Annotated in this window: 10 protein-coding genes, 2 pseudogenes and 1 other annotated feature; of the genes and pseudogenes, 6 read left to right on the top strand and 6 right to left on the bottom strand. The window is 40.7% G+C overall.

Translation table 11 applies throughout. The annotated features are described in order from the left end of the window. The 5 genes and pseudogenes from FTT74_RS09270 to FTT74_RS09250 all read left to right on the top strand — a co-directional run. A pseudogene (locus tag FTT74_RS09270) lies at window positions 1-1,019 on the top strand (IS3 family transposase); the annotation flags it as partial. Next, window positions 75-191, top strand: a sequence feature (AL1L pseudoknot). It overlaps the preceding pseudogene by 117 nt. Before the next feature lie 38 nt (window positions 1,020-1,057). Next, window positions 1,058-1,606: pseudogene (locus FTT74_RS09265) on the top strand (GGDEF domain-containing protein); the annotation flags it as partial. Window positions 1,607-1,648: 42 nt separating this feature from the next. Beyond that, window positions 1,649-2,779, top strand: a complete 1,131-nt coding sequence (locus FTT74_RS09260) for a TIGR00341 family protein (protein WP_179988909.1) — start codon at window positions 1,649-1,651, stop codon at window positions 2,777-2,779. Window positions 2,780-2,958: 179 nt separating this feature from the next. Then, the gene (locus FTT74_RS09255; protein ID WP_179988910.1) at window positions 2,959-3,336 is read left to right on the top strand and encodes a diacylglycerol kinase; all 378 of its coding nucleotides are present in this window, start codon (window positions 2,959-2,961) and stop codon (window positions 3,334-3,336) included. Window positions 3,337-3,395: 59 nt separating this feature from the next. Then, on the top strand, window positions 3,396-4,079 hold the full coding sequence (locus tag FTT74_RS09250) for a phosphatase PAP2 family protein (protein WP_179988911.1): 684 nt from the start codon (window positions 3,396-3,398) through the stop codon (window positions 4,077-4,079). Window positions 4,080-4,088: 9 nt separating this feature from the next. Here FTT74_RS09250 and FTT74_RS09245 read toward each other — a convergent pair whose 3' ends face one another. The 6 genes from FTT74_RS09245 to FTT74_RS09220 form a co-directional block, all read right to left on the bottom strand. Continuing rightward, window positions 4,089-5,399 (bottom strand): ATP-binding protein, encoded by a 1,311-nt coding sequence (locus FTT74_RS09245; protein ID WP_104852308.1) that lies wholly within the window; start codon window positions 5,397-5,399, stop codon window positions 4,089-4,091. Beyond that, window positions 5,399-6,076 (bottom strand): response regulator transcription factor, encoded by a 678-nt coding sequence (locus tag FTT74_RS09240; RefSeq protein WP_179988912.1) that lies wholly within the window; start codon window positions 6,074-6,076, stop codon window positions 5,399-5,401. The genes FTT74_RS09245 and FTT74_RS09240 overlap by 1 nt, the downstream gene beginning before the upstream one ends. Beyond that, complete coding sequence (locus FTT74_RS09235; protein ID WP_179988913.1) at window positions 6,069-7,790, bottom strand: phosphoethanolamine transferase; 1,722 nt, start codon at window positions 7,788-7,790, stop codon at window positions 6,069-6,071. Before FTT74_RS09235 ends, FTT74_RS09240 begins: the two co-directional genes overlap by 8 nt. A gap of 240 nt (window positions 7,791-8,030) precedes the next feature. After that, window positions 8,031-8,732, bottom strand: coding sequence for a VIT family protein (locus FTT74_RS09230; protein ID WP_096902719.1), 702 nt, complete (start codon window positions 8,730-8,732; stop codon window positions 8,031-8,033). Between the two features lie 857 nt (window positions 8,733-9,589). Next, on the bottom strand, window positions 9,590-9,982 hold the full coding sequence (gene cueR / locus FTT74_RS09225; RefSeq protein ID WP_004970532.1) for a Cu(I)-responsive transcriptional regulator: 393 nt from the start codon (window positions 9,980-9,982) through the stop codon (window positions 9,590-9,592). A 59-nt stretch (window positions 9,983-10,041) separates the two neighbouring features. Then, on the bottom strand, window positions 10,042-12,513 hold the full coding sequence (locus tag FTT74_RS09220; protein WP_179988914.1) for a heavy metal translocating P-type ATPase: 2,472 nt from the start codon (window positions 12,511-12,513) through the stop codon (window positions 10,042-10,044). 149 nt (window positions 12,514-12,662) lie between these two features. On the opposite strand from FTT74_RS09220, the gene FTT74_RS09215 reads away from it, so the two are divergent. Further along, the gene (locus FTT74_RS09215; protein WP_004970528.1) at window positions 12,663-12,857 is read left to right on the top strand and encodes a heavy-metal-associated domain-containing protein; all 195 of its coding nucleotides are present in this window, start codon (window positions 12,663-12,665) and stop codon (window positions 12,855-12,857) included. Window positions 12,858-12,980: the final 123 nt, after the last annotated feature.

The raw sequence follows: 12,980 nt of genomic DNA, 5'->3' as shown, positions 1-12,980 counted from the left end.
CAAGAAAAAATGAAGCAAATGGAACGTGAAATTAAAGAATTAAAACGTGCCAATGAAATTCTACGTAAAGCAGCCGCTTTTTTCGCCCAGGCGGAGCTCGACCGCCCACACAAATAATGGTGGATTTTATCCAGAACAATAAAGATCGATATGGTGTTGAAGCGATTTGTAGAATTTTACCGATTGCAGCTTCGACCTATTATCGGGCTTTAGATCTCGCTGACAATCCAGAACATCGAGCGAAACGTGCTCTGCATGATTTACATCATGCAGAGCAAATCAAACGTATTTGGAAAGAAAGTTTAGGTCGATATGGTGTGCGTAAGGTCTGGCAACAATTGAAACGTGAAGGTTATGTTATCGCACGTTGTACAGTTGCTCGATTGATGCAGAAGCTAGCTATACAAGGTGTTTGGCGAGGTAAGAACAAACAAACCACCCGTAGCCGAGATGACCAAAAACGAGCAGATGATTTAGTGAAACGTAATTTTACTGCTGATCATCCTGACCAACTGTGGGTCAGTGACTTTACGTATATTCAAACTCATTCAGGCTGGGTCTATACCGCCTTTATTATTGATGTGTTCTCACGAGCAATTGTTGGCTGGAAAGTATCTACACGAATGAATACAGATATGGTGCTCGATGCATTAGAGCAAGCATTGCATGATCGAGGCATGCCAAAGAATGTGATTCATCATTCCGACAGAGGTGTGCAATATCTTTCCATTCGTTATACCCATCGTTTAGAAGCAGCAAATTTACGAGCATCAGTCGGTACGACTGGTGATTCATACGATAATGCTTTGGCTGAAACGGTGAATGGCTTATACAAAACAGAGGTGATTGAATATTTAAAAGCAGATTGGCAAGGTTTAGCAGATGTACAACTTGCGACACTAAACTGGGTAGATTGGTTCAATAAAAAGCGTGTACACAGTGCACTGGGTTATGTATCGCCTTTTGAGTTTGAAGCAATGTACTATGATAAGATTAACCCGTTAGGTCAGGTGGCCTAACTTAAATAAAAAAGTCTCCGACAAACCCGGTACGGTTCATTTTAAAGTTTAGAACCTCATTATTAATGAGTTCGGAAACCTTTAGTGATCGGATTGCGGAGTTAAAACATCGTGTCAATACGGACCCATTAACAGGTTTATATAACCGTCGTGGTATGCAATTATTTTTAAATGAACTGCTAGAGACTCGTACCGAATTTGCAGTATTAGCCATTGATATAGATTTTTTTAAGCAAATTAATGATCAGTATGGGCATGATCAAGGTGATGTGGTACTTAAAACGCTCGCGCAAATAATGCTAACTAATTTTAGGGAACAGGATGTTTGCTGTCGTAGTGGCGGTGAAGAATTTCTAGTTTTAATGACGACTGCAGATGCAAATGTGGTGTATAAAGCTGCAGAGCGGCTTAGAAAAACCATGCAGGAAACTACGATTAATCAGATGGGTCAAATCACCATCTCTGTTGGCATCGCTTTTTGGCCTCGAGATGCAGAAGATGTTTCTGATGTACTGAAACTTGCAGATAATAAATTGTATGAAGCTAAACATGATGGGCGTAATTGCACAAAGTCTACGGCCGTATGAGGATTTGGAAAGATTCTTCTTTAGCTGACACGGAGGTATGCTTTGGAAAAAGATCAAGATCCAACGATAGTGGTTGAAGACAGTCCTGAACAAGAAAAATATGAACTTTTGAAAGAAAAGCTGAAATACAAACAGGCGGAGCGCGAAAATTCTAAAAAAATTGATCATAAACAAGTACGGTTGAACATTCAAGCGGATGCCTTACCAAGCAAAACCTTTTTTATAATGAATGCTTTGGCAGCGATTATTGCGGGCTATGGTTTATTGTCAAATTCAGCCGCAGTGGTGATTGGTGCAATGCTGGTTGCGATGATGCTAGGCCCTATTTCAGGTATGGCTTTAGCATTTATTGATAATCGATGGTTGTTTTTTAAAACAGCATTTAAAACCTTAGTTTTAGGTGTGTCGATGATTGTTAGTATTGGCATCATTTTAGGTCTTATCAATATTAACTTACCTATCACCCATGAAATTCTGTCTAGAACTCAGCCTACCATTATGGATTTAATGATTGCACTTGCGGGTGGTGCAGCAGGGGCATTTGCAGCCGTTTCACCACGTCTGTCTGTGGCTGTTGTTGGCGTTGCAGTTACGACTGCTTTGGTACCGCCGCTGGTTGCAAGTGGCATATTAATTGCGCATCTGGAATGGAAACATGCAGCAAATGCTCTGCTGTTGGCACTGACCAATATTGTTGCTATTCAAATTAGTTCTTCACTGGTGTTATGGGCAGCAGGTTTTAGACGCGGTTCAGATGAAGAAGTAAATAGCACAGTAATTGAATTTATTAAAAGAAATATCGTGAGTCTTTTAGTACTTTTTGCGCTGGGTATCTATTTAAGCTTTAACTTTATGATGATGTTAAATAAACAGATGTATGAACATCAGGTAGAAAGCTTGATTGAAAGTCAATTTAATCAACATAATAATTTGATTGATACGGTGCAGTTTGATCGGCGTAAAGAGATGACTTTAATTCGCGTAGTCTTGCGTGGAGATATAGCGCCAAAACCTCAACAGATTTCTGCATTGAATCAAAAATTAGCACAAGACCCACGTGGAAAACCAAGTGTGGTTCAAGTGCGCTTTATTCCTGTGCAAATTATTCAAGCCAAAGAAAGTCCTGATTTTGATATTAAGCAAGTTGAAGCCGAGCAATTGATACAACCTTAGATTCAACAATAAGAAATTGATGGTATTTACAGCTTACTTTAGATGGAGTCTTATTATTCAATAGGCATTCATAATGTTACATATTACACAGATTTAATTTAATAGTCTCAAAAGGTTATATTTAAGCCAATTTTAAGCTAAGTGACTTAACATCGGATTTATTTCAAATCAGATTCACTATGCTTCCACGCTCTCCTTACAAAGGCACTTCTGGTTTACAAAGGATTTTGAATGCCACAAGCTATTCTTTGGCAGGGTTTAAAGCCGCCTTTCAAAATGAAGCGGCATTTCGGCAAATCATTCTGATTAATTCACTGCTGATTCCACTCAGTTTTTTCATGCCTGTTAGTCGTGTCGAACAAGTGATCATGATAGTGGTGTGTTTACTTGCCATCATTGTCGAACTGATTAATTCAGCCATTGAAGCTGTGGTCGATCGTGTTTCAATTGAGCAACATCCCTTGTCTAAAAATGCCAAAGATATGGGCAGTGCAGCGCAATTTGTTGCTTTGGCAATTATCGCATTGACTTGGGGTGCATGCCTGATTTCTGCTTAATTCCTTAAAAAACAAGCATAAAACAGACTTTAAAATAGATAGTGAGTTGAGTATTCCTCATGCGGCATCAGCATTCAAAATTTTTACTTCTTCAAGCAATTTTACTCCTTCTGAGTTTGCTGATATTGCTCAATTTCTTTAGCGTTGCAGGCAGGCTAGATTTATACCTCATTCAACCCTTTGTGGATGCTCATGCAGAATTTCCACTTCGACAAGACTGGGCATTGGCTGTATTAAATCATCGGTATGTCAAATATATCCTCATTGCGGTATATCTGAGTTATTTACTGGCTTGGTTGCTGTCTTTCAAATTTCAAAAATTACGTGCTCGTCGTTGGGAGTTTGGCTATTTCTTTTGGATGGCGGTGATTTCAACCAGTGTGATTGCAATACTTAAATCGCAGTCGGCACATGCTTGCCCGTGGGATATGAGCATTGCCACAGCGCATGGCGTTTGGTGGGATTTAAGTGCAACGGCAGGGCATTGTTTTCCTGGTGGGCATGCCTCAAGTGGTTTTGCTTTATTGGTAGGATATTTTGTTTATCGGGTTGCTCAACCTAAACGTGCTTATTTTTTCTTAATTGCAGCATGTATTTTAGGCATGGGGATGGGCTGGGCGCAAATGATGCGCGGGGCACATTTTTTTAGTCATAATCTTTGGACAGGCTGGATTACTTGGTGTTTGAATGTGGTTGCCTATGCATTCTTGGCGCATAAATTGCACACTCAAAATCTAACTTAAAACCCGATCTTAACGCATCGGAAATTTAACCTGCACACATAAACCACCTAAACTGGCACTTTTAGAAAACTCTAAACTTGCACCTAAGCGTTGGGTGGCTTTATCTACAATAGATAAACCTAAACCACTACCAATTTCCGCATGGTTATGAATACGGTAAAAACGCTGTCGAATTTGATTGAATAGTGCGGGGTCAATGCCTGCACCACTGTCTTCAATTTGCAAAATTGCATGTTGTTCTTGCTGAAAAATAGTCACATTAATCACGCCTTGTTTGGGGGTATATTTAATCGCATTATCAATTAAATTATAAATAATGGAATGTAAAGCAGAACTTTGTCCATGAATATTCAACTCTTGGCGTTGTTCGACACCTAAATCAATATCTTTTTGCAATGCCAATTGAATGAGCTGTTCCACACAGGCAATGGTCATTTGATTTAAAGATAGGGTTTGATCGTTTTCAATTAGACTATCTGAGGCATCTTGCTTGGCTAAGCTTAATAACTGATTGACTAAATGCTGTAAACGCAAAACCCCTTGGCTTAAATTATTGAGGGCATCACTATGTGGAAATTGCTGCAATAAAATTTGTACTTGTAAATTGAGTGCAGTGAGTGGGGTACGTAATTCATGTGCAGCATCGGCAACGAACTGGCGCTGTTCCTGCTGTGCGGCAGAAATTCGCGTAAATAACTGATTCATTTCCTGAATCGTGGGTGCAAGCTCGACAGGATAATCCAACATGTGAATCGGGCTGAGATCCTGCGCTTTACGACGTGCCAATTCGCTTTTAAAGTTATTTAGTGGTTGAAAATTATGACGAATCAGCCAACCCAAAGCCAAAAGGGCAAAGGGTAAAAATATTGCATAGGGAATAAACATATTTGCCGCTAATTCTAAAGCTAAATATTGGCGCACAGAGTTTTGCTGGCTAATTTGAATCTGTAGGGTTTCTTGCGGCAAAATATAGGTATGCCACAGTCCAACTTCGGTTTGATGATTATAAAACCCTGGTTTTTCTACGGGTTGTAGCAACACATCTTGAGGGTGTAATTGTGTTGTAGCATCGTCATATGACCAAATATCGACAAATAAGTCTTCTTCGCTATATCTCTGATTTAAATCGATTTGGCTTTGTGTAGGTTCTGGATGGTTTGCTGCAATGCGTTCCGCCAAACTTTGCATTTGTGCATCTAAAATTTCATTCATTTCTTCTAGGGCAATTCGATACGCTGCAAATACCAAAACGCAGCCCAACATGACACTAAAGATAGAAACATAAACAATCAGACGTTTTTGCAAAGAGTAGGATTGCATTAAATTTGCCCTAAACGGTAGCCCAAACCACGAATGGTACGAATAAAGTCCTTGCCAAGTTTGGCGCGTAAATGGTGAATATAGACTTCAATGGTGTTGCTGCTGACTTCACTGTCAAAATCATATAATTTATCTTCTAAATTACTTTTAGAGAAAATTTTATTAGGGTGGCTGACCAAAGCCATTAAAATTGCCCATTCACGATTCGACAATTCGATATATTCACCTTTGAATTTTGCCAAATGTTGTTCGGTATCTAAGACTAAATCGCCATAACTTAAAATATGTGCGGTATCGTTTACAGGATTTTGTGCGCCGCTACGTCTGAGCAGGGCATAAATTCGCGCCAGTAATTCATCAAATTCATAGGGTTTAATTAAATAATCATCTGCACCCTGATTTAAACCATCCACCCGTTGTTGCAATTGATCACGCGCAGAAATAATCAGCACGGGCAATTGTGGATGTAACTGGCGAATGTTTTTTAATACCTGCATGCCGTCCATCATGGGTAAGCCTAAGTCCAGCAACACCAACTGGATATCTTGCTGCTCTAATTGCTTTAAGCCATCAATCCCGTTGTTCCCCCAAGTAACATCAAATTGCTGTAACTTGAGCAAGGTTTGGGTCGATTCGGCAATCATAAAATCATCTTCAATGATTAATATTTTAGGCATGTGATGACTCGTGCTGCGGTTGAGTGGTAGATGGGGCAGAACATTGATTCAGCATATCATTTTTCGGATCAATCACTTGGCTTTTTACATCTAGTAAGCTCAATAAACTTGGGAAAAGATTGTCCTGACTCAATGCTGCTTGGCGTTGTGCTTTTAAGCAATTCACTTGCGCGGAATTTTGTTGTTGCCAAGCTTCTGAAAACCACATCAGCATCGGTACATGAGTTTGTTGAGTCGGTGCCATAGAATACGGTGCGCCGTGTAAATATAAACCATGCTCGCCTGTCGATTCACCATGATCAGATAAATACCAAAAACCAGTTTGATAGTGTTTTTGTTGCTCTAAAGTTTGAATCAACTGACTTAAAACATGGTCGGTATACACAATCGAGTTGTCATAGGTATTGCGTAAGGCATCGGCACTGCAACCCTGAATCGCATTGCTGTTACACGTCGGTTGGAAGGGTTGATAAGCTACGGTTGAGCGTTTGAAATAAGCAGGTCCATGACTGCCCATTTGGTGCAAGATAATTAAATGTGAACGTCTGTCTTTCGGGTCAAGCTGAGCAAGATAAGCCTGTAAACTGTCCACTAAAATTTCATCTAAACATTCACCGCTAGCATCACACCATTTTTGTTTTAGCGCTGCAGGAATTTGATATTGCTGCACCCGATCACAGGCACCTTTACAGCCTGAATTGTTATCAATCCAAGTGACTTGATAACCAGCATGCTGAGCAATATCCAGTAATCCTTCACGGTGACTTGCCAGTTGTTCATCATAATTTTGGCGTGGCATCCCCGAGAACATGCACGGCACAGAAACAGCCGTGGCTGTACCACAAGAGCTGACTTGAGTGAAATTAATCACAGGCAGCTTAGAGAGTTCAGGGTTGGTATTTTTTGCGTAGCCATTCAGCGAGAAGCTTTCAGCACGTGCAGTTTCACCAACCACCAACAGCATAATTTTGGGTGCTGTGCCTGTTTGCGCACGTTGAATTAAATGTGCATCTTCACCATAGCGCAGCAGCGGCAAATTCTGTTTGGGTGCTTTCTTTTTATAATACGATAGACTAGAGGCAATCGCATTTTGTGGAGAAAGCATGCCTTTTAAATCACGATGCTCGCGGAAGATTGCAGCATAATCCACATAAAAACAGAACAATAAACCCAAAATCAGCACAATCGAAACTACACTGCCTAAAGTCTTTTGCAGTAATTGACGGGCAAAATGAGTCGGCTGAATTTTAACAGACCACACCAAGACCAATGGCAATAGTACAAACAGCACACTCCAAACCACTAAGCGTACAGACAAAAGATCACGTACTTCACGTACATCGGTTTGCAGCATATTTTGAATTTGGTCTGCGGTAATCACTACGCCCAAGCTATTAACAAAATAAGCGCTGAATCCACCGACTACAATCAAAATACTGGCTAATATTTTGGCATTCCAACGCCAGTTTAGCCATTGCAGCAACAGATGATACGCCGATACGATGACGATCACAGTTGCAATCAATAAGCCTATGGCTTTAATGCCCTGATAAGGTGTGAATTGTTGAATTTTCTCATAAAATCCATAGTTCAATACCAAGCCTAACCATAGGGCAAGCAGTAGATTGAAATAGAATAAAGAAATCGGTTTTTGCCAAAAGCGTAGTCGGGCAAAGATAGATGGAGCAAGTGGTGATTCGGGCTGCTTAGACATTGTCAATGATTCAAAAGACTTTAAGATGCTTTAGTTTAAAATTTGAAACTTAAAACTGACTTAAAATTGTGGGCTGAATCTGTTGTAGTTTTATTTGATTAACTTTGAAGATAGAAGTTTTAGAGATATAAACTTTGCATGGATAAGCTGTTCATTCATGTTATTTCTGAAGCTTGCCCTGTCTCTGAACATATTTTTATCCAAAGATAGGGCAGATTTTTATACTGAGTTTTCTAGATTTTAAGCCACAGCGACATGGAACATTGAACCAATCCACGCACTGAATACCATGGCGACAATACCCCAGATCATGACACGCAATGCACCTTTCCACATACTTGCGCCACCGACATAGCTGGCAAGCGCACCCATAACCCCTAGACTGATTACACCGACCAACATCACGCCTTTGTCTAACAGATGTTCAGGTAAGAGTAAAATAGACACCAATGGGAATAATGAACCTACAGTAAATGCCAATGCCGATGAAAAAGCTGCCATAAATGGCTGCGCTGAGGTGTGTTCTAAAATACCAATTTCGTCACGGGCATGGGCATCTAGAGCATTGTGAGCAGTCAGTTGTATGGCAACTTGTTCTGCCAATTCGGCATCTAAACCACGAATCATATAAATATTGGTGAGTTCTTTTAGTTCATGCTCTGGATTGAGTTTTAATTCGCGTGCTTCCATCGCAAGGTCATTTTGTTCAATGTCTTGTTGAGATTTCACCGAAATATATTCACCTGCTGCCATAGAAGCAGCGCCCGAAATTAAGCCTGCAATACAGGTAATTAACAATGTTTGAGAAGATGCACCACTGGCTGCCATCCCCACGACCAAACTGGTCACAGAAATGATCCCATCGTTCGCACCCAATACTGCAGCACGTAACCATCCAGACCGTTCAATATAGTGTTTTTCGAGGTGGTAAGAATGTGGCATAGATCAAACTCTCTTGTTATTCAATTTTCGTTTATTGATGTGTGATATAGCATAAATCATTCTAAAAAATTTATCGTTTAAAAATGAGAGGTATTTCACAAAATAGATGAAGTCGTAATGTGGTTTTTGAGTTTGAGCTTGGAGTTTTTTATAAAATTTCCTTAAATTTCAACCTTTAAATGCCTTAAAAAATGATCAATAGCTTGTAAGATGATAAAAGAGATTGATTCAATCAGGCTTGCAAGTAAATAGGAAATATCGTGATGTCTTTTCAGAATATTGTCGTACCTGTAATGAGCGAAGTCAGTCTAAAAACCATTCATCGGTTGGGTGCAGGGTAAAGTATGCCTAAATTATCTCGTGACTTAGTATCGCCAGACGTATTTGACTTAAAGTCATTTATTTCTCCTCGCATTAGGGGTAGATGTCGCACTTGCAGAAGTCATACGTGGACACGGTACAATTTATGATGCAGAAGTCTGTGATGCTGCGGTTCGTTTAATTAATGAAAAAGGATATGAATTACCGCGCTAAAATATGCGTAATGAATAGTGCTAAAACTTGATTGTTGTGCAGTTTATCGGAGAGATTCTTAAAAAGTGTTAAATTTATCTCGTAAATTATATAGAATGCTCACTAATTCAAATTGTGTTTATATATAATACGCTCCCATAAAGTAACAGATATTCCAAGTTTCCCCCCACACTTCCCCAAAGTGTGAGTTTTTTTATGCTATGTATTAAAAAGATAGGGATGTAGATTTCCTAAGTTAAATTTAAGCTGACAGATACAACAATGGTTTCTAACAAGTGGATAACTGTCAGGTCTTGTTTGAATGGGGGAAGCTTAATTCCAAATCACTTCCCCAATTCAATATCTTTCAAAATCACACAATCTGCCTGTTCATCGCCAGAGCAATGATCTGCAGAGCTTTGCAACCAGTTCGCCATTTCCTGTAATTGCGTAATCTTCTGTTTTAAGGTTTCAATATGTTTAAGCGTGAGTTGCTTCACTTCTGCACTTTGTCGGTCAGCATTTTTCCATAAACCTAGCAATTCTTTCATTTGCTCAGAAGAAAACCCCAAATCCCGTGCATGCTTAATAAAAGACAAAGTTTTTAAATCTTGCTCAGAATAAATCCGATAACCCGAAGCAGAGCGTTTGGCGGTATCCAGTAAACCAATTTGCTCATAATAACGAATCATTTTGCTGGAAATACCCGATAGCTTAGAGGCTTGACCAATATTCATGTGACTTCTCTCATAAAAAGGGCGTAGAGCAATCTTCTAAACCCTTTTGTATGTTGCATTTAAATCTGTGCTGCTTGGAAATATTTTAAACGGAGCGCATTACCCAATACAAACACTGAAGATAATGCCATCGCGCCCGCAGCAAAAATAGGCGAGAGCAAAATACCTGCAAACGGGTATAGCACGCCTGCAGCAATTGGAATCAAGGCAATATTATAAATAAATGCCCAAAACAGATTTTGACGAATATTGCGGATAGTGGCTTTACTCAAAGCAATTGCATTGGGCACACCTTGTAAATTGCCCGACATCAATACAACTTCGGCTGCTTCAATCGCAACATCTGTACCTGTACCAATCGCAATTCCAACATCGGCTTGTGCCAAAGCAGGGGCATCATTAATACCATCACCCACAAAAGCCACACGTCCAAATTGCTGTTGTAATTCACGTACAACATCGACCTTGCCTTCAGGTAAAACCTCGGCCACCACATGATCAATCTGTAAACGTGCAGCAATTGCCTGAGCCGTATGTCGGTTATCTCCCGTAATCATCGCCACTTTTAAACCCAGTTGATGCAACGCCGCAATAGCAGCAAAAGTCGTGTCTTTAATTGGGTCTGCAACGGCAACAATGGCTGCCAGTTGTTGATCAATCGCCATATAAATGGGTGTTTTGCCTTCTTGTCCTAAACGTGCAGCTTCTGCATTAAAAGCGCTAACATCTAGCCCAATTTGTTGCATATAACGGTCTGCACCAATCTGAATACGTTGACCATTCACCAGTGCTTCAATACCTGAACCTGTGATGCTGTCAAACTCGGTCACAGGCAGTAAACTGACTTGCTTTTCTGTTGCAGCTTGCACAATCGCCAGTGCAATGGGATGCTCAGATTTCGCTTCTACCGATGCCAAAAGTGCAAAGACCTGATCTGCATCAAAACCCGATTGCACATGAAAATCGGTTAATGTTGGTTTGCCTTCGGTGAGCGTTCCTGTTTTATCCACCGCGACCACTTTAACATCTTGCAAAAGCTGCAAAGCTTCGCCTTTACGAAACAGCACGCCCATTTCTGCGCCACGACCTGTTCCCACCATAATTGAAGTCGGTGTGGCTAAACCCATCGCACATGGGCAGGCAATAATTAGAACAGCGACTGCATTGACTAAACCAAAGGTTAGGGTAGGTTCTGGGCCAAAAATAAACCACACAATAAAAGTAAGTGCAGCCAATAACATCACGGCAGGTACAAACCACATGGTCACTTTATCCACCAAGGCTTGAATAGGTAATTTAGAGCCTTGCGCCTGCTCGACCATGCGAATAATTTGCGCCAACACCGAAGCTTCACCAATGGCAGTAGCACGAATATTTAGTGTGCCATTTTGGTTGATGGTACCGCCTACAACTTGATTGCCCACTTGTTTTGCCACAGGAACAGGTTCACCTGTAATCATCGATTCATCTATATAACTATGACCTTCGACTACTTCACCATCTACAGGAATACGTTCACCCGGGCGGATTTCGACAATGGTATTGGAGCTGACTTCCGCCACTGGCACTTCAATGATTTGACCATCCCGATGAATACGTGCAGTTTTAGCTTGCATGCCAATTAAATGCTGAATGGCTTGTGAAGTGCGACCTTTGGCTTTGGCTTCGAAATAGCGCCCTAGCAAAATTAAACTGACAATCACTGCCGCAGCTTCATAATAAACATGCACTGTGCCTTCTGGTAAAAGCTGTGGCATAAATGTCGCTACCAATGAAAAACTGTATGCAGCTAAAGTTCCCACAGCCACCAAAGAGTTCATATCAGGCGCAAAACGTAACAGCGCTGGAATCCCTTTTTGATAAAAACGACGTCCTGGTAACAGCAGCACCAATGTGGTTAAAGCAAATTGAATCAACCAACTTTGTTGTTGCCCAATATTGTGCATCACCCACATGTGAAAGGCAGGAATCATGTGTGATCCCATTTCCAGAATAAACACAGGCAAGGCTAAAATCAGTGAAATTACTAAATCACGTTTCAGTTGTTGCTGTTCCAGATTCTTTTTATCGTGTTGTTCGTTAGAGTCGTGTTGCAGCAGTTTGGCGTCATAACCTGCTTTTTGAATCGCTCGAATCAGGTCTTGGCTAGAAACAGTGGCATTCGGCTGAATCCATGCATGTTCAGTCGCCAAATTGACATTGGCTTGTTCTACACCAGGCACTTTCTTTAAGGCTTTTTCGACACGTGTTACACACGAAGCACAAGTCATGCCATCAATAGACAGTTCGATTGGTTGAATGGCAGCTACATCAAAACCTGCACGTTGCACTGCCTTAATGAGCAGTGCACGGTCTAAAGGTTGCGATGCGTGAATCAGTGCTTTTTCTGTTGCAAGATTCACTTCAGCTTTTTCTACACCATCGACTTTTTTTAAGGCTTTTTCGACACGCCCGACACATGAGGCACAGGTCATGCCTTCTATAGACAAAGTTTCCTGATAGGGAGAGGCATTTGGGTGTTTTGCGTCCATGGTCGTCTCTATAATTTGGAGGATGTGTTTAGCATATAGATTGACACGATGGTAAGGTCAAGTAAATTTTAGCCCAAAATAGGCTTGACCTTGCCAGCATGGTAAGCTTTAAACTACAGTTCAACAAAGGCAGAAGTGTGGAGTTCGCAATGAAACTATTGATTGAAAATATGACTTGTGGCGGTTGTGCACGTGGTGTCACGGCAACCATTCAAGATGTTGATCCTGCTGCAAAAGTTGAAGTCGATTTAGCGACTAAAATTGTGACTGTGGAAAGCACTGCAACAGTAGATCAAATTACCGCTGCATTGGCAGAAGATGATTTTCCTGCACAAGTTCAATAAAACTGCATCATCTAAGAAGCTCCGAGTGAGCTTATCGTAAGGTCAATTGGTCAACTGACGAATTGACCTATTTTTTTGCCTGCCGATTTTTTTCTCGTTGTTTTTTGATGTGACCAACTGAAT

It is taken from the genome of Acinetobacter sp. YH01007, assembly GCF_013420425.1.
In the GTDB taxonomy this organism is placed as follows: Bacteria; Pseudomonadota; Gammaproteobacteria; order Pseudomonadales; family Moraxellaceae; genus Acinetobacter; species Acinetobacter towneri.
This window is presented reverse-complemented; position numbering and strand designations above follow the sequence as displayed.

Bases quoted from the DNA above. Each gene is read 5' to 3' on its own strand.
- FTT74_RS09255 (WP_179988910.1), top strand. From the start codon at position 2,959: ATGCTTCCACGCTCTCCTTACAAAGGCACTTCTGGTTTACAAAGGATT.
- FTT74_RS09250 (WP_179988911.1), top strand. From the start codon at position 3,396: ATGCGGCATCAGCATTCAAAATTTTTACTTCTTCAAGCAATTTTACTC.
- FTT74_RS09245 (WP_104852308.1), bottom strand. From the start codon at position 5,399: ATGCAATCCTACTCTTTGCAAAAACGTCTGATTGTTTATGTTTCTATC.
- FTT74_RS09240 (WP_179988912.1), bottom strand. From the start codon at position 6,076: ATGCCTAAAATATTAATCATTGAAGATGATTTTATGATTGCCGAATCG.
- FTT74_RS09235 (WP_179988913.1), bottom strand. From the start codon at position 7,790: ATGTCTAAGCAGCCCGAATCACCACTTGCTCCATCTATCTTTGCCCGA.
- FTT74_RS09230 (WP_096902719.1), bottom strand. From the start codon at position 8,732: ATGCCACATTCTTACCACCTCGAAAAACACTATATTGAACGGTCTGGA.
- cueR (WP_004970532.1), bottom strand. From the start codon at position 9,982: ATGAATATTGGTCAAGCCTCTAAGCTATCGGGTATTTCCAGCAAAATG.
- FTT74_RS09220 (WP_179988914.1), bottom strand. From the start codon at position 12,513: ATGGACGCAAAACACCCAAATGCCTCTCCCTATCAGGAAACTTTGTCT.
- FTT74_RS09215 (WP_004970528.1), top strand. From the start codon at position 12,663: ATGAAACTATTGATTGAAAATATGACTTGTGGCGGTTGTGCACGTGGT.